Genomic DNA, 19,628 nt, shown 5'->3' on the forward strand with positions numbered 1-19,628 from the left:
CATCCTCTACGATTGCGGCATCCGCACGTCCATCACGGTGCCGCGCAAGTTGTAGCCAAAGGTCTCTAGCTCTAGGGGAACACCGATTTTGACGCGATTGTTGCCCAGGACGATGCCATTCTCCGTCCGCTGGCCGCGCCCTCGCAAGGTAAACACCAGATCGAGGCGATAGGCTTCGGGATCGGGCAAGTTCTGCACCCGCCCATCGGGGAAAACCACTGGCACCGTGCGGCTGACATTTTCCACTCGCACCACCTCCACCTGGCCGTAGGGCTGGTTGCGGATGATCAGGTCAGCCTTCTGCCCCGCCTGAAAAGGTTCCATAGAGCGGCTGCTGACCCCGCGCACAATCATGTCCACTTCCACCGGCAGCGTGGGGCCACCTCCCACCTGGACTACACTGCCCGCCTGCCGACCCGGAAAAAACAAGACGGCAACAATGGCCACCACCACAATTGCCAGGGCTCCCAGATCCAAGAGGCTGACTTTTCCCAAAAGCCGCCCCTGTTCGTCAATGACCCGCATATCACCTCTCCTCGCACACCCTGTTTTGATTCTAGGCAGGTTTGCTCCCCAAGTGGCTTTCCCGCTCTAGGGGATCCAAGCCAGCGTGCTGCTGCCCAGCGGTAGGCGGCGTTCCCGCCAGCGGTGCGAACCACTTTGTCCATCAGGAATGGGCAGCCCGTCCTGCAAATCCACCAACCACACTTGCGAGGCCATGATGGCTTGCCCGCTACGGCTAAGGGGAGCCAAGGGATCATCCGGCACTCCCGGGAAGGGTTCCAAGAGCGTGTAGGCCAGCATGCGTCCATCCGGGGAAATGCTGAAGTCCAGATCGACGGGATAGTCGGCTCGAGCTACCTCTACGACGTTGCCTGCTTCAGTGCCGAGCGTTATCGCCAGCAGGCGGGGCGACTCGGTGTAGCTGGGGAAGTCCATCGCGACCTCGCCAACAGAATCATGCTCCGCACCGCTAACGTGAGAGACCTCACTGACCAAGGCGTAGAAGATGGGCGCCCGAGGGGAAAAAGCCCCTTTCAGGATGGATCCCTGGGTTCTCAAAATCTCCTCGCTGTTGCCGGTATTGCTGACGATGGAGAGGCTGCGGGTGTAGTCGGGATTGAAGCGCAGCAAAGCCCCGAAAGCCCCATCGGGGCGGATGGCTAAGGTTTGGCCGAACTGGGCTAGAAAGCTCTCCGCTGCCGCCCGTGGATGCAAGGGTACGATCCCCACCCCCTGTCCCTGCGAGATGAGCAGGCTGCTCTCATCAGGGCTGATGAAAAAGTCTCCCCCCACCGCCGTATCCAGCTCTAGACGTTCAAAGGGATCCCGGCTCGTTTTCTGGATCCACAGCTCCGTCTGGACGGCAGCCATGGGATCCCGTTGCAGCGGGATCCGCTCTGCCACCACCAGTTCCCCCGTCGGCGAGACTTGGAAGCGCAGGTTTTGGTAACCCTGATGATCCAGCAGCAACCGCGAAGACAGATCCTCCAGATCCAGCCGGTACAGATCCTGGTGCTGTGGGTTGGTGGCCGTGGCGAAATAGTACACGAAGCGGCCATCAGCACTGGGCTGCATTTGGGTTACCTTGACCCCAGCTGGAGTCAGCAGAGTAGCGGCTCCCGTCTCCAGGTTGAACAGAAACATTCGCCCTCGCTGGGCAGGTTCGGTGCTGATCCCCAGCAACTGCCGATCCGGTGTGCGGAATTCCCCCTCAAAGGGCTGGGCCATGGGCTGGCCCCGTTCATCCACGGCTGCCTGCAGGCGCACCCGGTAGGTCTGGCCGTAAGGGGCTGGTTCTGTCAGCGTCCAAAAAAAGCGGCGACCCAGCTTGCGCATTCGGCCTGGCAGAGGGGGCTGGATCTCCAAATGCTCTTCAACACTGACGGGATCCATCGGGCGGTTGAAGGTGAGCACCATCTGCACTTCTTGCGCCCCCACCCGTTGCTGTTGCCAGTTAAAGTCCCGCACGTAAGGAGCTGTGTGGTTGCCCAACACCACCAGGATCACCCCGATGGCCAGGTTGCAGAGGGTGATCCCGGCCACCCAGCGATCCAGAGGCTGTGGGAACCACCGCGTCAGGGTTGCGCGCCAGTAAGATCCCGACCGGGCAGACATCTGACTCATAGGTTACAAACAACAGACAGGTATGGGCAGCCAGAACTTGGGGAGCTGCCTATTGCAGCATCAAAAAAAGAAAGTCTTCTAGGTTGGTTAGGAAGGTCAGCACCTCAGCGGTTGTTCGTTCTTCATCTGGGGATCCCAACTGGACGGCCTGTTGAATCAGCTCCCGAACCGGCGTTGGCCCTTGAAGCAATGGCGCCAACCAGCTCACGTTCTCGGCAGGGATGCTGATCCGCCCGTGGGTAGCCCCTGTCCACTGCATTTCGTAGGGCCGCTTCTCTTGCAGGGCTTTGCTGTACTCCTGGCGAAAGCGGGGGTTGTCCATCAACAGGGGATTGAATTGTACGGATCCCGACAGCCAATCTTCGTCACTCCAAGGCAGCACCGGCGAAGAGCCGGCATGCTCCGCCCAAAAGTCGATGAGGCGATGGACAGGTCGGATGAGCTCATAGAGGTGCAGCCGCTCCATGATGCTGAGGGTTGCCAACCGCTGCCGCACAAACTCAGGCACCTCTTTAAACAAAGACTCCACCGACCAGTCGGGCCTATCCACCAAGCTCAAAAAGCTCAACCCCGCCTGCTGCAACATGCGAAACAGGTCGGGGATCGTGAACCCCTTGTCGTTGGAGAGTAGGTAATTATTCATAATGGCCGCATCTTCGGCATAGTTGGCCGGGTTCCAGAGCACCGCCTGGGCCACTTCTTCCCGAAGGGATCCCATAAACTCCCGCACATTCTTGGCCCCTACTGCTGGCGGAACGTCAAATTGCCCCACCTTTTGCAACCCCTCTTGCAGGCGGAAAAACACCTGCCGTTGGTAGCGGCTGTGGAGATTGGCCCGGATGATGCCATCGGGCTTGAGGACATTTTTCATCGCCCGCAGGCCCTCGGTGGGATCCTCCAGCAAATACAAAACATCATTGAGGCTGATGAAATCGAATTGGATCCCCAGGCGATCCAGCTCCAGCAGATTGAGGACATAAAATTCGGCATCTGCGAAGCCGTGGTGGCGCAGGCGTTCCTCGGTAAGCTTGACCGAAGCCGGAGACAGATCACAGGCAACGATCTGGGCCCCTGGATTGGCCTCAGCCATCATCAACGTTTCCCAGCCGGAGCCACAGCCGGCATTCAACAACACCTTGCCCTCTGGCGGGACGATGGTATGGGTGCGCAGGTACTGAGCCGTGGTGTAGCTCATCTTAAACATCTCCGGCAAGGCATTGCGAGCCGTCTGCGAGAGGGGCACATTAGGGTAGGGCAGAGCCTCGTAAAGGCTCAAGGCTCGTTCCGAAGCGGAGAGGGCAGAGCTGGCCATAGGCAGGGGAAAGGCTCAACGGTTCAATTTATGATTGAGTGTAGCCCTGGTCGCGACAGCCTCAGGGATCCGCAAAAAACTTGCCATGGCTACTGCTTCCCTGCCCCGTCGCCGCTCTCGCTTCTCCCTGGCAGGCACTCTGGCCGCCGTTGGGGGGGCGTTTCTGTGTGGGATCCTGGTGGTGCGGCTGCAGTTGCCGATGCTGGAGCGGATCAATCTGGGAGAATTGGAAAATGCCGAGGCCCGCAAAAACCGCAACATCACCCTGGCCAATACGCTGGGGTGGCTGGGCTACCGCAACTTGGGGGCTTCCTGGCTGTGGCTGGAGCTGATCCAGTACTACGGGGATGCACCGGCTCGCACCCTGACTGGCTATGGCCTGGCCTACGACTACTTCGATCACATGCTGCGGCTGGATCCCCGTTTCTTCTTGGGCTACCGGCTCTCCAGTTTGGTGTTGGCCTATCGGGCTGGCCAGCCGGAAAAAGCCGTCGAGATTTTGGATCGCGGCTTGCAGCAGTTCAACCCCCAAAACAACCCTGACGCCTGGCGACTTTATGTGGATCGCGCCCTACTTAACTTTATGTTTCTGGGGGATGCGGAAGCGGGCCGCAATGACTACTACCAAGCCGCTGCCTGGCGAGAGCAGGTGGGCCTGCCTGGAGATGAATTTCGCCAGTTGGGGGATAACATTGCCCGCAGCCCCCTCAGCCGCCGTTCCCAATTCGATGTTTGGCTGAGCGTGTTTAACTCCACCACCGACCGGGATACCCGCCTGTACGTCCTGGAACAACTGGCCCAATTGGGTACCGTGCTGCAAACGCTGCCTACGGGGGAGATCGAGATCCTGCCCCCTCCTCTGCCCGACTTCCCCGACGAAGAACCCTATCGCTTGCGCCTGTGATTTGGTCCGGGGGACAAAGATTGCGCCTTAGGGCTGTGACGTTGCCCCAAAAGGTGAGCTAAACTCTAACCCAAATTAAGCCGACCCCACGAGCCGACTCTTCGAGAGCCGCAGCTTTTCGTGGGAGAGGTTCGCTTTTCCGACGTAGGGAGCAGCTGGCTCTGTTGCCTTTGCCAGGGAAGAGCAGCAGCCAGCCTCACGGCAATCCCCAAGGACGCTCTGGGATTCCAGTTTGTTCCCCCAAACTTCCCTATCTTATTATTTCTTAACTTTTGTTCTTGTTCTGCACAATAGGAGTGACCCCCATGACCTCAAGAACTTCCCTTCTGATGACTGTGGCTGTCCTTTCGGGCAGTTGGCTTGTTCTTCCGGCGGCAGCACAATCTTCCGGGACGGCCCGGGTGCGGTCGGTGGTGGATGGGGATACCTTCTGGGCGGACTTGAACGGCAGGCCAACCCGTTTCCGTCTGGCCTATGTGGATGCGCCGGAGCTGACCCAAGGGCGCTGGGGGCGGCTATCCCAAGAGGCTCTGCAAAACTTGCTCCCGACGGGATCCCTGGTGCAGGTGGATACCCTCTATGTCACACCGGAAGGGCTTCACATTGCCCAGGTGTACAACGCCGATGGTTTGGTGAATTTGGAGATGTTGCGCCAGGGTCAGGCGGTGGTTTACGAGCGCTTTTTGCACGGGGCCAATCGGCAACGCTACCTAGAAGCCCAAGAGGCGGCCCAAGCGGCGCGGTTAGGCTTCTGGCAGCAACGCAATCCGGTGATGCCTTGGGAGTTTCGGGAGACGGCCACGCAAACCTCGGCCTTTGCGGGGGTCAATGTTTTGGATGGTTCTTTGATTCGTGAAAATCCGGCGGCGGCTGCGGGTGTGGGGATTGCTACTGCGGTGGTGATGGTGGGTCTGAGCAAGGTGCTGTGGAGAAAGCCCAGCCGACAGAGGGTGAGCATCCGGCAGATGGAGCGGGATCTGAAACAATTGCAGCGCAGCCTCACCACAACCCTGGCCAGTCGCAAGCAACTGGAACGGCGGTACGACGAAATTTTGCAAAAGGCCGAAGATTGGTTTGTCAGGGCTGAGAAAGCCAGCCAACAGAACCAGGATGACCTTGCCCGCGAGGCTTTGGTTCGGCGCAACCAGCACATGAGCGCAGCAGAAGCGGTTCGCAAATCTTTGGATGAAGTTGAAGCACAGGTGGCAACCCTTCGCGAAGGCATTTCCCGCCTGGAAAGCCAGATCTCGATGGCCAAGCTGGAGCGGGAGATGAACAAGTAAACTACCCGGCTCCGACCGCTAAGCGGTACGGAGCGGGCTTTCAGTAGCCCTGAGCCTGTTCTGCTCTACCAGAGAAAACAAGCCCGGACCTCTAGGCTGGTTTACGACAGCCCCCAAGAGCGCAATTACGTTTGCACCATTCAAATCCGCATCCCCTTCCCATCCACAGTGCCCACACTTGAACGACTTGCCACTGCGGTAGGATTGCGCAGGGTCGGGATGGATGTGCAAACACTTGTGGCAGGTCTGCGACGTGTAGGCGGGCGGCACAAGAACCAGAGAAACCCCTGCAACCCTCGCCTTGTATTCCAGAAACTGACGTAGTTGGTAGAACGCCCAACTGTTGGTCCTACGCCGCTCGGCTTTGCTGCGTGGCTGTTGATTGACCCTTTCCCGGATCCCTGTCAGGTCTTCCAGGGCAATAGCGCTGTTGGTAGCTTTTGCCCTAGAGACAATAGCTTTGGAGATGCGATGATTGACCCACGCCTGAAAGCGTCTCTCCTTGCCAGACAGCCGTTGCAACAGTTCTCTGCATCTGCGCCGCGAACTGCGGGTGCCCTTACTGGCTTTGCGTTGGAGTACCGCCCTCAACCGGGAGTAGTGGTCTCGGACTCTGTTCAACTGCTGTCCATTCCAGTTGTCCCCCTCTGACGTATGGGCAATATCTGTCCTTCCAAAGTCCACCCCGATCACCTTGTCGGTATCTTGTTGCTTGGGTGGTTTTTTCTCTACGCAAATCTGGATGTAGTAGGAGCCATCTTTGCGCTTGACCAGGGTGGCAGATTTGGGGTTGGAACCAGCCAGCATCCCACGCTGGTAGTTGCCAATGGCCAGTTCAAAGCGTTCTCTCCCTTCCACCGTGGTCAGCGACACCGTCCAGTCTTTCTCGCGGAATGAAAAGATACGTGCGTCGTAGGTAACGAACCTACGCTTGAACTCTTTAACCGGACGGTTGCGCTGTCTCGCCACTTTGCGAGCGCCTGCCACCCGTCTGCACACCTGTTGAGCCAAGTTACTGGACAAGCCGAACCGGGCTCGAATCTCGTAGTAGCAAAGGGATTGCAGTTTGACCGCGTTGACGATCTTCTCCGGCGTGTTCTGGTTGACCCAGTTCAAGGCTTGGCCAAAAGCCTCCATCGTCGCGTCCAATTTGGCGGCTTGCGACGGGGACACCTTGAGCTTACAGGATATGGTCAGGACTTGGCTCATAAGTTCATTGTACTTCATCAAAGCACATTCCTCCCGGCACTGACCCTACGGGTACAGTGCGGGGCTCCTGCGATTTCTAGCTGACGCCAACGCGATCCAGCCCAACTCTTCCTTGGGAAAGGGGATCCCCGGATCCCCACAGTCGGGCTAAGGCAAGGACGGGGGCAGACTTTGCAGGATGGTGCGGACAACTGCGGCTGAGTTGAGCGCCGCCGTTTGAAAAAAGCTCAAGAAATCCGTATCGTCCCCTGCATCGCTAACCGAGCGCACCAGCAAACAAGGGATCCCGGCTTCTTGCGCTACTCGCACCACGGCTGCCCCTTCCATCTCCACCACCAAAGCGCCGGTGCGTTCTCGGATTTGTCGGCGTAGGTCTGCGTCGGCCACAAACACATCGCCGGTGGCCACCAAGCCTTGATGAATGACGGGATCCCGGCCTTGTAGGGGGTGGAGAGGGATCCGCTCGGGATGGGCCACAATCAGGTCGTAGAGGGCGCTATCGGCCTCGGCCAGTGGGTGGCGCAGCTCTGGGATAAAGTCGATCCCCAAGACAAAGCCCTCGGGTCGTCCGGTGCCAAAGTCGTGCTCAATCGCCGCATGGGCCAGCACCACATCTCCCATGTGCAGGTGATCGGCCAAGGCCCCGGCCACACCGGTAAAAATGATCCCCTGCAAAGGGAAATGGGCCACCAACAGAGCCGCCGTGGTTGCCGCCCGCACCTTGCCCACCCCACCTTGTACCACCACCACCGGTTGCCCCGCCAGGGATCCCTGGTGGAACTGTCGCCCCAGATGGGTATGGATGGAGCAGGTTTCCATTTCTGCGGTGAGCATGGCCACTTCCTCGGGCAGGGCTCCAAGAATACCAATGGCTTTCTGGGGGAGATGAGATGGAGATTCCATAGAGCTTCCCTCAGGTTCTTCGAAAGACTTTTGAACAGGCTCTCTCTCCAGTTGGCGGGGGGATCGCTTGCCCTCACCTGTCCGGCCACTTAGTGAACCATTGCCAACGGTTTCATTCTCGCCTGAGTTGAGGATCCCAAAGCGATGACCGGATAGGTCGGAGTCTTAGGCGGTATAGCGGTATAGTTGAGGTGGTTGGATAGGGAATAGGGGGAAGACCATGGTCTACAGTGAGCCGCTCATGAGCACCTTTAACCCTTCGCCAGAGGTTTTTCCAGAGCCCCTTCGCTGCGTTGAGGTTGTCTCGGCGGTGGTTTCCAGCCTCAAAGAGGATGCGGCCTACGAAAACCATGAGCAGGGACACACCTGGAAATTCACCTACGGCACGGCAGAAGTGTTCGTCCATCTGAGCGGCGAATCCCCAGAAGACACTCTTTTGGTATGGTCTCCCGTTCTCTCTCTGCCGGTGGCAGAACCGGCCAAGCTGATGCAGAAGCTCCTGGAGAAGAATTGGAGCGACACCCTAGAGGCGCGCTTTTGCATCTGGAACAACCAGGTGGTGCTGAACCACTACCGCACCTTGGAAGGGATCACAGCGGGCGAAATTTCCCGGGCCATCACCATTGTGGCCAGCTTGGCCGATGAATATGATGAGCCCCTCCAGGCGGAGTTCCCCAAAGTTTAAGGTCTGGCTTTGCCAGGATGGGATCCCAGGGATACTGGCTCCCCTACCGCGTGGCCTCTGGGGCCCGGCAAATGGAGCAGGATGCCTGGCTTCTGCAGCGGCTGCGCCATGACCCTCACCCCTGCCTGCGCTTTTATGGCTGGGATCAGCTTACCCTCTCGCTGGGACGGCACCAGGTTTGGCCAGATCCCCTGCCAGGGATCCCGATTGTGCGCCGACCCACGGGGGGAAGGGCGGTGCTCCATCAGGCGGCTGAGGATGCAGCAGAGCTGACCTACAGCTTGGTGTTGCCCCTTTCTTACTTGCAAGCCAGGTTGCCCAGTTTGCAGCGGGCCTGGGTGTACGACTTCTGTTGCCGCTTTTGGGTGCAGGGGTTGGCGGAGCTGGGTATTGCCATAGATGGGCCTGCTTTTGCTCGCGGCCAAGGCCACCAAGATCCCGGCTACCGCAACAAGACCAGTTGCTTCGCCTCTCGTACCCGCGCTGACTTGAGCTGGCAGGGCAAAAAGCTGATGGGCAACGCCCAACTGTGGCAACCTTGGGGGATCCTGCAACAGGGATCCCTCCTATTGCAACCCAATCTAGAGCTGTGGGAACGGTATCTGCCCGGCTCGCAGGTGATTGGTATCTACGACATTTGCCCCACGGCGCCAGGGATCCCTGCTTTGATCGAACATTTTCTCCAGGCCGCCCGGGAGTGCTTTGAAGTGGAATGGCAAGAAGAAGCCTGGCTCCCTTGGCCGGACTGAGGGCCGGTTGCTGTTAACAATTACTAGCAACAAGAAGCGGCTTGTCTCAACCGTTCCCTAACTCCCCTCTCTCCCTGGGAAAAGGACTGCCAGTCTAGCCGAGACAGCTGTGCTAGAACCTAGGCAGCGCTCAGCCAGGTAAGCCATGCCGAAAGTTTGGGCGGCAGTTTTGCTAGTTGTATCCCTGCTGCCGCAGCCCGCTTGGGCCATTACCCTTGAACAAGTGCCCAACCCCCGCCGTCAGTATGGAGGGTGGGTTTCCGATACCGCCAACATCCTCAGCAGCAGCACCGAAAACGAGCTCAACCGTCTTATCACTCAGCTTGAGCAGCGCACCAGTGCCGAGATGGCAGTGGTTACCGTGCCGAATACTCAGGGATATGCAACACCAAAAGACTTCACCACGCAGCTATTTAACTACTGGGGGATCGGCAAGGCAGGCCAAAACAACGGGGTTTTGTTTCTCATCTCGGTAGGGGATCGGCGGGTGGAAATCGAAACGGGCAGGGGCCTGGTCGCTATCCTCCCCGACGGCCGAGTCCAGCAGATTATCGACCAGCAGATCCTGCCTCGGTTTCGCAATGGGGATTTTGATGGCGGCACTCTGGCGGGGGTGCGGCAGTTGACCTCGGTGTTGCAGGGCCAGCCCGTTGCAAATGTTCCTGCGGCAGCTTCTGGAGTTACCACCTCAACGATTGCAACTTCTTCTGGGGCAGTGGCCCAGGGCATTGATTCTTCCCTGGTGGAAGGGATCCTGCTGCTGCTGGGGATCATCATTTTGGGACTGGGGTGGCAGCGCTCTCGCATGCCCGTCTCTCTAAGGGCTGAGCGAGGGGGAAGACAAGTCCTCTCCCTGACACGCAGAGATCCAAGAATAGGTGCTGTGCTCTCTTCGGTTCAGAGCGACCCCATTCGTCTCTTCCTCTATTCGGGATCCCTCTGCCTTGGCGTGTTCCTAGGATTGTCCAGCGGCAACTGGCTGGGGTTCGCTCTGCCGGTTGTGGCTGCTATGGCCACTGACGGCACCTTGGGCCGGAAGCGTGGGATCCCTTTTCAGCCGGTGGTCTGTCAAGCCTGTGGTCGACCCATGCGACTCATCCAGCCCCAGCTTCTGGATAAGTACCTTCCCCAAGAGCATCGCCTGGCCAGGAGCCGCGGCAGAGCTCGCTACTACGGCTGGTTTTGTCCTACCTGTCAAGGAATAGCTGTGGTTGTGCGCGAAGGCACGCTCTCCCGACACCTTTACTGCCCTCGGTGCCAAGCCCTCACCCTCGACCTCACCACACAGGTTCTCAGGGAAGCCACCTATTCCTCTAGCGGCTTGAAGCTGGAAATCCTGAGCTGTCCTATCTGCGGGTACCGCAGCGAGCGAGAGGTGGTCATCCCCGAGCTCAGCGACACAGACACAGATTCAGACTTCGGTGGAGATTCAGGTGGAGATTCAGACTTCGGTGGCGGTAGCAGCGGAGGTGGCGGGGCGGGCGGCAGTTGGTGAGACCCAACTCTAGAGATTTCTCTATCGATCTGAAAAAGGAGTCGGGCTTCTCTTAAATCCGCCAGGACAGTACAGTGGTAAGGGAGCAGCAATAGAAACTGGCTAAGGACGGATCTCTCATGACCCTCGGAGAAGGCGTACAACTGGTTACGTTTGTGGTGCTATCGGCGATGGCCATTGGCTTCGCGCTAGGCGTGGTTTGGGCCCCCAGCATTGTCTATTCCGGTTTTCTGCTCGGGGGCGTTTTCCTGAGCATGGCCGGGTTGTATCTCCTCTTGAATGCCGATTTTGTGGCCGCAGCCCAAGTTCTGATCTACGTCGGCGCGGTTAATGTGTTGATCCTGTTTGCCATCATGTTGGTGAATCGGCGCTACAACTTTGCTCCTCTGAAGCTGGGCTGGCTGCGCAACGGAGTGACGGCGGTGGTCTGTTTGGGTCTGTTTGCCCTTCTAGCCGCGATGGCTTTGAACACCCCTTGGCCGCTGCAGCCGATCCAACCTTTGAGCAGTGTGTTGGTGATCGGCGGCCACTTCTTCAGCGATTATCTTCTGCCTTTTGAGCTGGCTTCTGTTTTGCTGCTGATGGCGTTGATTGGGGCCATTGTCTTGGCGCGGCGGGAGTTTGTTCTTCCCCAAGCCGGAGAAGGGGATCTGAGCTTGCTGGAGCGGGCCCGACCCCAGCTGGAATCGGAGTCGGAACGGCAAGCAGAGCTGGTGAGCACCCGTTGAAGCTACCTGCTCTCGATCACAAAATCCAGAGTTTTCCCAGTGCCCTTCTCATTGCGTATCTACTGGAGCCTATCGCGATGTTGCAACTGCAGTTTTTCTTGGTGGTGGCAGCGGTTCTTTTTTGTATTGGCATCTACGGCCTGATCGTCAGCCGCAATGCGATTCGCGTGCTGATGTCGATTGAGCTGATGCTCAATGCGGTGAATCTGAACTTTATGGCTTTCTCCAACTTTGTCGATTCAGCTCTGATTCGTGGCCAAGTGTTCTCGGTGTTTGTCATCACCGTGGCGGCTGCCGAGGCTGCTGTGGGCTTGGCCATCGTGTTGGGGATCTATCGCAATCGCGCCACTATTGATATGGAGAGCTTTAACTTGCTCAAGTGGTAGACTTTTTCGATTGTTTAGTTTGTATCAAGGCAAGGCTGGCTAATTCAAGTGAAGGCCAGAATGCCTGAGTAGAGCAAAGCTCCAAAAACAGGCAGGAAAACCAGCAGACCCAGCCAGCGGGATTTATTCAGGCGGGGTGGAATGGCAAAGATCACCCAGATACCGAAGATCAAGTTGACTAGGGGAATGAAGAAGAGGATCACCCACCAGCCGGGTTTACCAGCAGCTCGACACATCACCCAGATGTTAGCAATCGGGATCCAAGCTAACCAAGCATTCGGCACGTTTAGCTTCTCTCCAATCACCATTAAGGTGTAGCTAAAGAAGGCGTAAAGCCCGATGGCATCATCCGGGCCAATCTCCACAGCCGCTACCAACGGCAGGTGTTTTTCCGCAAGGGCAACGGCAATCAGCCCTGGTAAAAGCTCATCCATCGTGACCCTCCCACATATTTTTTTGATATTTGCGAATGTCAACTCACTTGTCTCCAGCGTCTCTTTGGTGTCAGAGACAACCCTCGAATCTATACAGCTATAAGGCCAAACCGCAAGAAAACCAACTTTCCAAAGCTGTTCAGGAGCTACTCTGATCCCACCCACAAAGTTAGCCAAAAGGGATCCCGTTGTCCAGACTTATCTGTCAAGTTTCATCAAGTTTCATCAAGAATACAGATCTGACGAATAATCTCTCAAGCACGGGGGGGCAACGGCGGGCATTGGATCCCGGGAACCAGGGATTCCAGCAAGCCGCTACAGGCATCCCAGAGCAGCTCGATTACATAATGGAATCCGGCCTCACCCCCGTAGTAGGGATCCGGAACTTCCTCATCAGAATGGGAGCGGCAATAGCTGCACATCAGGCGCACTTTCTCGGCATATTTTCCCTGGGGATCCAAGCTGAGAATGTCGCGGTAATTTTGTCGATCCATGGCCAGGATCAGGTCGAACTCGCGCAGGTCGGCAGGTCGAATCTGGCGGGCCTTGCCTTGTAGCTCTAGGCCATAGCATCGGGCTGCTTGTTGCATGCGCCGATCTGGGGGGCTGCCGATGTGATAGGCTGCCGTACCTGCTGAGTCGCAGAGAATCGCTTCCGAAAGGCCGCTGCTGCGCAAAAGGTGATTGGTGATGCCTTCAGCGGTGGGAGAACGACAGATGTTGCCCAGACAGACGAACAGAAGCTTTTGGCTCATGACAATCTCAACAGCAGTAGAGAACTCCTCTCACCTTATAACAATGCCCATCTAATCTAATGGTTCTTTGGTCTGAGCATAATAGTTCTTCGTTCTGAGCGCAGAAGAGCACAGACGGCAACGAACGGTGTTTGCGAGCCAGTCTCATCTGCCACTGACGGGAACAGAGCGGATCCCATGTGCTGGCCCACCACGGGATGTATTCGCTCACAGCAGCAGAGTGGAGTCCTCCCTCATTTTCCACCAAGTTTCCCACCAAGAGCCGCTGCAATGATCTAACAGCAGCTATTGGGAAGCCTGTCGCTTTGAGCATCACAGGTCTAATCGAACCGACAAGGGATCCCCAGGCACTGCTGCAATAGCTTCAGGTACTCTTGTCCATCCATGAGAAAGGCGCCGAAACGGGCCAGATGCGGGTTCATCAACTGAGCGTCGAAGAGGCGAAAGCCCCGCTCTCGCAAGTGCTCCACCAACTTCACCAGGGCCACCTTCGAGCCGTTGCGAATGCGGTAGAACATGGACTCGCCGATAAATGCCGCCCCAAGGGCAATACCCAGGATCCCGCCTGCCAAGGTCTCTCCCTGCCAGGTTTCAAAGCTGTGGGCAAAGCCGGCCTGGCGCAGAGCTGCGTAAATCTGCTTCAGCTCAGGGCTGATCCAGGTTTGGGGACGAGCGGCACAGCCCTCTACCACCTGCTCAAAAGCACAGTTCAGCCGCACCTGAAAGCGATTGCTGCGCACCAAGGGCCGCAATGAACGGGGGCAGTGGAATCGCTCATCGAGGGGGATCACCGCGTGCCGGTCGGTGCCGTACCAAGCCAGGGATCCCGCCTTTTCGTCGGCCATCAGGAAGTAGCCTTGGGCATAGCCTGCCAGAATGGTGGCCAGATCCACCTGCATTGCCTCAGTTGCGCTCCTCAAGATTGCCATTCTGCAGAGAGGCTGGCAAAATCCCCCCCATTGGCCCTGGGGTGACAATCCACACAGGCGCTCACCCGCACAGGAGTGGGAAACTCCACTTGCAGATGCAGGGCACGGAAATAGCGAGAATCTGCCAAGCGATAGGGCACCTGTTCCCCCTGTCGCAGGGGCCGGGAGTTGGGCCGCAAATAGCCCCAGGCCAGTTGTAAAGCCACACCGCTCAGGGGCTGGATCTGCTGGCCATAGTGGTTGGGATCCTGCAGCAGCCGTCGCCAGGTTTCAGTGGGCAACACTTGGGCGGGCAACGCCACATGGCAACTGCCACAACTGCGCACATATTGAGCTTGCTCCAGTTGGGCTTGAGTCAGGCTCTGCTGCGCTTGTGCTCCCAGGTTCTGCGCTGATCCCGCCAGCAGGGATCCCATAAACCCGGCCAGGATGACTACCATGCTGCAAATCCAAAACCGCCGGCGTCGTCCTTGCAAAGGAGCCATGCTCTCACACCCAATGCCCATGCTTTCCCACTCTAGACCCACTCTAGATCAGGTGGCCGCTCGCCACAGTGGGACGGAGTCCATAAGATCCGGCCTCAACTGCTGGGATCGACTTGATCGACTTGGCCTATTTTTGGAGGAGCTTGAGAGATCGCGGATCTCCTGCTGCATTTTCCGCATTTCTTGAGGCATCTCCCGCAGCTTCTCTTGGGCTTGATCCGTGCAGCGCTCGATGGCGCGGGTGCGCCTGTCAAAGCCGGCGACGGTCAAGTTTTTGGATCCCTCTCTGGATCAACCTGGCCAGAACCAGAGGGGAGGCTGTCTGGGTTTAAAATAGCGGGGCTGCAGACTTTCCCACCAAACGCTCATGAACTCGCCCAGCTTACTCTGGCCGGATCCCGACGGGATCCCAGCGCCCTCTCAACCGGGGATCCTCGGCATTTTGGCTTCCGGCAATGGCAGCAATTTCGAGGCTATTGCTCAAGCCATTGAGGCTGGGGAACTGCAGGCCCAGATTGCTGTGGTCATCACCAACAACCCCAAAGCCTACGTGCGGCAGCGGGCCCAAAAGCGAGGGATCCCTTGCGTTTTGCTCGACCACCGAGACTACCCCCGTCGCGAAGACCTGGATGCAGCTATCCTCCAAGTGCTCTGGCAGCATCACGTGGAATGGGTGATCATGGCCGGGTGGATGCGCCTGGTTACCCAGGTGTTGTTGTCTGCCTACCCGGATCGCGTCTTGAACCTGCATCCCAGCCTGCTGCCCAGTTTCAAGGGCCTGCGTGCTGTTGAACAAGCCCTGAAGTGCGGTGTGAAAATCGCCGGCTGCACCGTTCATCGGGTCACCCTGGAAATGGACAGTGGCCCCATCGTGGCCCAAGCAGCCGTGCCGGTTCTGCCCGAAGATACTGTGGAATCCCTTTACCGGCGCATCCAGGCCCAGGAGCACCGCCTCTACCCACTGGCCATCCGCCTCTGCCTGGCAGAGGGATCCCTGCTACCCAAGTCTTCGGGGAAGCTGCACAATTGAGGTTAAGTCCAGCGCTGGCATGTTCTATGGCCGAGATCCCGCCTCTCCTCGTCTTCGACAGCCCCGTGATCCTGGCCGGTCGTCTGGCTCTATGGCAAGAGTGGGCTCGATTTGGGGTGTGTGTGCTGCCGCAGGCAGTGATGGCCGAGCTAGAACGCCTGAGCCGGCAGGCTATTGATCCCCAAGAAGAATCGACAGCCCGCGAGTTTTTGCGCCACTGGCCCAGTCTAGGGTTTGCCGTCTCAGAAGCCCGTGCCCTGGTGGGTGGTGCTGGTGCCGGCGATCAGTCCATGAGGGTACGTTTGGAAGAAGCGATTGCCGAATGCGCCTATGCCCTGGCCCAGCAGCAGCCGGGAACGCTGGTGGTTTTGGTCAGCAACGACCGGCCTTTGGTGGGGCGAATTCAGGGTCTGGGTCTCAACAACCTCTGTGCCATCTCTCTGGCAGAGCTGAACCGGTGGATGCGTCAGCAGCAGCGCCCTCAGGCTGTGGTTATGGCTTTGAATCGGTTACCAGGGCCACCCATTCCTGCCGCCCAGTTGACGTCCTCTACCCTCGCTCCACCTGCCCGTCCCTTGAGTTCCTCTCCAGCTTCCGGGAACCCCCCCGCCCAGGCGCGGCAGCGGTCTGGAGCTGCTCAGGTGGGGCCGAGCACAGCCCGCCTCTGGCCCTTTTTGAAAAGCCTACAGAATGCCCTTGCGGTGTTGCTGGCCCTGGTTTTCCTCTCGGCAACCGGGTTGCTGGCCTGGCGTTTGCTCGATCCGGAAGGAAGCGAAGGGATCTGGCAGCGGCTACCTCTCTCTCGGATCCCTTGGATTCGGGATCTGTAGTCCTCAAAGCTACTGCTCAGCAATTGTAACGTTAAAGCCCTTGCTTTTCAGGGTTTCCGCATGATAGCGGGCATACTCCAGTTGCTCAAATGCTGCCAACTGCACAAACTTCTGGCCATTCACATCTTTGACAAAGGCCCCATCAGAAACTTCTCGAGCACGTGCCAAGCTCTCTGCCCCTGAGTAGGTGGTGAGCACCAAGAAGGTTCCCTCGCCGCGGTTCGGCCCCAGGGAGTCTATGTTGTTTTCGCTTAGGGGCACCACGTTCAGGGATCCCACAGAGGTAGGCGGTGAAGGTTGGGATGGGCGCTCCAGGCTGGCCGCCAACTGCTCCACCGTTTGTGACCTGGGGGGAGCAGATTCCTCGGAAGCCAAGGCCAAGTCGGTCTGCAGGCTATCCAGCAGGTTGGGAACGTCTTGAAGGGGATCCACCTGCAAGTCCTTCCAGTCTGGGGTGGCCGCCAAGCCCAGCGCCAGCCGATCCGGATCCAAGCCACCGAAATAGAACTCCTCTCCCACCTGCCCTTCCACCGGTTCCACTGGGATCAAGGGCAACTGGGCCAGATCCACCTGGGCAGGGATCCCTTCTTCCGCCCTGCTGGCAGCACTTTGGGGCAGGGACAGTTCTTCCGGCCAGATCAGCCAGCGCACCCCAAAGCCAATCCCCGCGCAGGAAAGCACCCACAGCAGCAAGACCCAGAGGGGCGAAAAGGCCCCGGAGGGCCGCGGCATCTCTTCCTCTTCCAAGTCTTCCACCACCTCTTGAATGAGCACAGGTGAAGGGCGCTGTACAGAGCTGGTATTCCCAAGCTGACCTGCTCGCGGCGGCGGGACAGAGTCCATGCGCTGCAAACGCTGCCAGAGGCGGAATCGCTCCAGTTCTTTCAGCACATCCAAATGCAGATGGCTCAGCGCCTCCTGAAGAGCAGGTTGAGGAACTTGATGTGAATGGGACTGCTGTGCCGGAGACAGGGGTTGGGTAGGGTCTGGGGGAAGCGGAGAAGGACTCATAGACAGCCCACACTCAACTTGATGTAAAGTCGGAGAGCAAACAATGCCGATCCACTGTTACAGCCGGAAACAGCCTAACAGGAGAACCCACCTTGGGAACAAGGATTGCCAGCGCTCTATACCCTGCCATAAATCACCATGCCACAGGGCTATGGCAGTCTTCTAGGGCTTTGCCTCCAGATAGAGGGCACGCACGTCTGCCGGCAGGTTCTGAAGCAAGATCTGGCGGGCAGAGGCAACGATGGCATCCACGTCTTCTGGGGCGAGGTAATATCCGTCAGCCTTGAGTTGGTCGGCAATGCGAACCGGTGACCAGCCAAACCGATCCCGCAGCAGCAGAATGAAGCGCAGATCTCCCGGCAGGGTATCCAAACCGGCGGTCAAATAACAGGCCAGTGCCGGTGAAAGAGAGGACTTTGCCCCGCCTCTGGTGGAGTTGAGGCCGTGAGAAGCTTGAGGGTGGGTGGGGATCCCATCCAAGGATTGGATCAGCTCACGGGTTTGCTCCGCCAGCCAGGGTCGCAGCACAGGATCCCCTTCGCCAGCCGCTTCTTCCACAAGGCTGTGGACATCTAGGCGCTGTAGGCGCAGGTAAAGCCGCAACCAAACCTGCTCTCGATAGGCAGCCCACTGCTCGGGCGGCAGATGTTCGGCAAGGATCCCGTCCACCCACTGGCAGTAGCGGCAAAACAGGCTGATGAAGTAGCGGGCCACCTCCGGCTGCCGTTGAAAGGCCCGCAGCAACTCCAGATCGCTGTAATGGGCCACCCCCCGCACGATAGGGGCGTTGCATTCCGGCCAAAAGGCGGTAGCTTCGGGCATGAGAATTTCTCCCGCAGAAAAATCCCTAGCTATTCTCCAGGATCTCCCGGCAGGCGGATAACAACTGCTCCTGCTCCGGCAGGGTGCGCAGGCCAATGCGCAGGTAGCGATCTCCCAGCTCGGGAAAACTCAGGCAATCCCGCACCAGAATCCGGTGCCGCTGCAGCAGCGCCCGCTGAATTTGCGTGGCAGAGCCAGGGCAGCGCACCAACACAAAATTGGCTTGACCAGGCCAGGGATCCCAGCCGGGCAGTGCTTGCAAACCCCTGAACAAATGCTCTCGGGCCACGGGTAGCCAGGCCAAGGTGCGCCGGCGGAAGTCCTCATCGGCCAAAGCTGCCGCCACTGCCACTCCCGCCAATCCGTTGACGCTCCAGGGATCCCGCCACTGCCGCCAGCGCTGCCAGTGATCCGGGTGCCCCACCGCAAAGCCAATGCGCAAGCCGGGCAGGGTGAAAAACTTGGTGAGGGAACGGATGACGATGGTGTTGGGATGAGCCGCCAGGTAGGGGATCAAAGTTTGGCTGCGGGGCATTGCCGACGAGCTGGAGTTTGAGCTCAGGGTGGGCTCCCCCGGCAAAAAGTCCATAAAAGCCTCGTCCACCACCACCTGGTTGAACTGGGGCAGGAGAGGCAGGATGTCTTGCTGCGGGATGAGCTGGCCCGTCGGGTTGTGGGGGTTGTTCAGCCAGAGCACTCGGCTCCCCTTGCCTGCCACCGGAAGGGGTTCCTGCAGAAGGGTAAAACCGGCGGATCCCTGGCCGGGGAAAAAAGGCAGCGGCTTGATGGTCGCTCCTGCTGCCCGCAGAGCCCGCGCATAATCCCCAAAAGCAGGCTGGGGCAGCCATACCTCCCGCCCTTGCGCATCCCGGGCTGCCCAGGTGAGCAACTCCGCTGCCCCATTGCCCACAAAGATCCACTCAGGATCGACGGCCCAATGGTTGGCCAAACAGATGCGCAAGTCCCGATAGTCGGGATCCGGGTAGCGGCTGATTACAACCGGGTCTGCTGCAGACAGCGCCTGAGTCAGAGCTTGCAAGACCGATTCCGGTGGGCCCAGCGGATTCAAGCTGGCCGAAAAATCCAGAATCTCCTGGGGAGAGCAGCCAGCGATTGCTGCTCCCCAAGCCCAATTGCCACCATGTCGAGGCTGCTCCACGCCTTACCCCGCAGCCGTTCGCGTCAGCGGGACGGAGTCCTTGTCCCAACCCGGCGAAATTAAGATTTCCCCCCTGCTACTGCTTCGCGGAATGACTTGCCCACCCTAAAAGTGGGGACGATGCTCTCTGGGATCACCATTTTTTGGTTGGTTTTCGGGTTGCGACCTTCCCGCTCTTTGCGCTTGCGAGCCTCAAAGGAGCCGAAGCCCACCAGGGTCACCTTCCCCTTGGGTTCACCGTTTTCATCGCGGGATGCGACCTCTTCGACAATGATCTCCAGTGCGGCGGAAATGACAGCCTCCGCTTCTTTTTTGGTTACATTGGCGCGATGAGCGACGGCATCAACAAGTTCTGCCTTGTTCATCCTGATCTCCTTTTGAGTTAGGCAATA

General features: G+C 58.4%; 23 protein-coding genes. 9 read left to right on the top strand and 14 right to left on the bottom strand.

From position 1 onward, the window contains the following. Positions 1 to 6 precede the first annotated feature (6 nt). The 3 genes from ACVWZ1_RS03155 to ACVWZ1_RS03165 form a co-directional block, all read right to left on the bottom strand. Complete coding sequence (locus ACVWZ1_RS03155; RefSeq protein WP_457502494.1) at positions 7 to 525, bottom strand: DUF4330 domain-containing protein; 519 nt, start codon at positions 523 to 525, stop codon at positions 7 to 9. Between the two features lie 66 nt (positions 526 to 591). Further along, on the bottom strand, positions 592 to 2,127 hold the full coding sequence (locus ACVWZ1_RS03160) for a hypothetical protein (RefSeq protein ID WP_457502495.1): 1,536 nt from the start codon (positions 2,125 to 2,127) through the stop codon (positions 592 to 594). Between the two features lie 49 nt (positions 2,128 to 2,176). Beyond that, a complete protein-coding gene (locus ACVWZ1_RS03165; RefSeq protein WP_457502496.1) occupies positions 2,177 to 3,439 on the bottom strand; it encodes a class I SAM-dependent methyltransferase in 1,263 nt (420 codons plus the stop codon). A gap of 85 nt (positions 3,440 to 3,524) precedes the next feature. Between ACVWZ1_RS03165 and ACVWZ1_RS03170 the strand changes: the two genes are divergently transcribed. After that, positions 3,525 to 4,343 carry a hypothetical protein gene (locus tag ACVWZ1_RS03170; protein ID WP_457502497.1) on the top strand — a complete coding sequence of 273 codons (819 nt, stop codon included), beginning with the start codon at positions 3,525 to 3,527 and terminating at the stop codon, positions 4,341 to 4,343. A 329-nt stretch (positions 4,344 to 4,672) separates the two neighbouring features. Next, a complete protein-coding gene (locus tag ACVWZ1_RS03175; RefSeq protein WP_457502498.1) occupies positions 4,673 to 5,626 on the top strand; it encodes a PspA/IM30 family protein in 954 nt (317 codons plus the stop codon). An 18-nt stretch (positions 5,627 to 5,644) separates the two neighbouring features. Here ACVWZ1_RS03175 and ACVWZ1_RS03180 read toward each other — a convergent pair whose 3' ends face one another. After that, positions 5,645 to 6,835 carry an RNA-guided endonuclease InsQ/TnpB family protein gene (locus ACVWZ1_RS03180; protein WP_457502499.1) on the bottom strand — a complete coding sequence of 397 codons (1,191 nt, stop codon included), beginning with the start codon at positions 6,833 to 6,835 and terminating at the stop codon, positions 5,645 to 5,647. Positions 6,836 to 6,982: 147 nt separating this feature from the next. Beyond that, positions 6,983 to 7,738 carry a 5'-methylthioadenosine/adenosylhomocysteine nucleosidase gene (locus tag ACVWZ1_RS03185; RefSeq protein WP_457502500.1) on the bottom strand — a complete coding sequence of 252 codons (756 nt, stop codon included), beginning with the start codon at positions 7,736 to 7,738 and terminating at the stop codon, positions 6,983 to 6,985. 220 nt (positions 7,739 to 7,958) lie between these two features. Between ACVWZ1_RS03185 and ACVWZ1_RS03190 the strand changes: the two genes are divergently transcribed. The 5 genes from ACVWZ1_RS03190 (at position 7,959) to nuoK (ending at position 11,781) form a co-directional block, all read left to right on the top strand. Then, on the top strand, positions 7,959 to 8,423 hold the full coding sequence (locus ACVWZ1_RS03190) for a YbjN domain-containing protein (protein ID WP_414328810.1): 465 nt from the start codon (positions 7,959 to 7,961) through the stop codon (positions 8,421 to 8,423). A 50-nt stretch (positions 8,424 to 8,473) separates the two neighbouring features. Next, a complete protein-coding gene (locus ACVWZ1_RS03195; protein ID WP_457502501.1) occupies positions 8,474 to 9,172 on the top strand; it encodes a lipoyl protein ligase domain-containing protein in 699 nt (232 codons plus the stop codon). 145 nt (positions 9,173 to 9,317) lie between these two features. Beyond that, positions 9,318 to 10,667: a TPM domain-containing protein gene (locus tag ACVWZ1_RS03200; protein WP_457502502.1), complete on the top strand. Its 1,350-nt coding sequence runs from the start codon at positions 9,318 to 9,320 to the stop codon at positions 10,665 to 10,667. Positions 10,668 to 10,786: 119 nt separating this feature from the next. Next, complete coding sequence (locus ACVWZ1_RS03205) at positions 10,787 to 11,395, top strand: NADH-quinone oxidoreductase subunit J (protein ID WP_457502503.1); 609 nt, start codon at positions 10,787 to 10,789, stop codon at positions 11,393 to 11,395. Between the two features lie 80 nt (positions 11,396 to 11,475). Beyond that, positions 11,476 to 11,781, top strand: coding sequence for an NADH-quinone oxidoreductase subunit NuoK (gene nuoK / locus ACVWZ1_RS03210; RefSeq protein ID WP_457502539.1), 306 nt, complete (start codon positions 11,476 to 11,478; stop codon positions 11,779 to 11,781). A gap of 44 nt (positions 11,782 to 11,825) precedes the next feature. Here nuoK and ACVWZ1_RS03215 read toward each other — a convergent pair whose 3' ends face one another. The 5 genes from ACVWZ1_RS03215 to ACVWZ1_RS03235 all read right to left on the bottom strand — a co-directional run bounded on the left by ACVWZ1_RS03215 (position 11,826) and on the right by ACVWZ1_RS03235 (position 14,654). After that, complete coding sequence (locus ACVWZ1_RS03215; RefSeq protein WP_457502504.1) at positions 11,826 to 12,392, bottom strand: DUF5684 domain-containing protein; 567 nt, start codon at positions 12,390 to 12,392, stop codon at positions 11,826 to 11,828. A gap of 77 nt (positions 12,393 to 12,469) precedes the next feature. Beyond that, on the bottom strand, positions 12,470 to 12,970 hold the full coding sequence (locus ACVWZ1_RS03220) for a low molecular weight protein-tyrosine-phosphatase (RefSeq protein WP_414398925.1): 501 nt from the start codon (positions 12,968 to 12,970) through the stop codon (positions 12,470 to 12,472). A 320-nt stretch (positions 12,971 to 13,290) separates the two neighbouring features. Beyond that, a complete protein-coding gene (gene aat, locus ACVWZ1_RS03225) occupies positions 13,291 to 13,869 on the bottom strand; it encodes a leucyl/phenylalanyl-tRNA--protein transferase (protein ID WP_457502540.1) in 579 nt (192 codons plus the stop codon). Positions 13,870 to 13,886: 17 nt separating this feature from the next. Beyond that, positions 13,887 to 14,384, bottom strand: a complete 498-nt coding sequence (locus ACVWZ1_RS03230) for a hypothetical protein (protein ID WP_457502505.1) — start codon at positions 14,382 to 14,384, stop codon at positions 13,887 to 13,889. Between the two features lie 48 nt (positions 14,385 to 14,432). After that, entirely contained in the window at positions 14,433 to 14,654 is a 222-nt protein-coding gene (locus ACVWZ1_RS03235) for a hypothetical protein (protein ID WP_457502506.1), read from the bottom strand. Positions 14,655 to 14,751: 97 nt separating this feature from the next. On the opposite strand from ACVWZ1_RS03235, the gene purN reads away from it, so the two are divergent. Both purN and ACVWZ1_RS03245 read left to right on the top strand, forming a co-directional pair. Further along, the gene (purN, locus tag ACVWZ1_RS03240) at positions 14,752 to 15,414 is read left to right on the top strand and encodes a phosphoribosylglycinamide formyltransferase (RefSeq protein WP_457384876.1); all 663 of its coding nucleotides are present in this window, start codon (positions 14,752 to 14,754) and stop codon (positions 15,412 to 15,414) included. A gap of 26 nt (positions 15,415 to 15,440) precedes the next feature. Continuing rightward, positions 15,441 to 16,244, top strand: a complete 804-nt coding sequence (locus tag ACVWZ1_RS03245) for a PIN domain-containing protein (protein WP_457502507.1) — start codon at positions 15,441 to 15,443, stop codon at positions 16,242 to 16,244. Positions 16,245 to 16,253: 9 nt separating this feature from the next. On the opposite strand, the gene ACVWZ1_RS03250 is transcribed toward ACVWZ1_RS03245, so the two are convergent. The 4 genes from ACVWZ1_RS03250 to ACVWZ1_RS03265 form a co-directional block, all read right to left on the bottom strand. Next, positions 16,254 to 17,255 (bottom strand): hypothetical protein, encoded by a 1,002-nt coding sequence (locus ACVWZ1_RS03250; protein WP_457502508.1) that lies wholly within the window; start codon positions 17,253 to 17,255, stop codon positions 16,254 to 16,256. A 162-nt stretch (positions 17,256 to 17,417) separates the two neighbouring features. Then, on the bottom strand, positions 17,418 to 18,077 hold the full coding sequence (locus ACVWZ1_RS03255; protein WP_414373293.1) for a hypothetical protein: 660 nt from the start codon (positions 18,075 to 18,077) through the stop codon (positions 17,418 to 17,420). Between the two features lie 25 nt (positions 18,078 to 18,102). After that, positions 18,103 to 19,236 carry a threonine-phosphate decarboxylase CobD gene (gene cobD, locus ACVWZ1_RS03260; protein ID WP_457502509.1) on the bottom strand — a complete coding sequence of 378 codons (1,134 nt, stop codon included), beginning with the start codon at positions 19,234 to 19,236 and terminating at the stop codon, positions 18,103 to 18,105. 59 nt (positions 19,237 to 19,295) lie between these two features. Further along, positions 19,296 to 19,601, bottom strand: a complete 306-nt coding sequence (locus ACVWZ1_RS03265; RefSeq protein ID WP_414352206.1) for an HU family DNA-binding protein — start codon at positions 19,599 to 19,601, stop codon at positions 19,296 to 19,298. Positions 19,602 to 19,628: the final 27 nt, after the last annotated feature.

This window comes from Thermostichus sp. MS-CIW-25, from assembly GCF_054060015.1.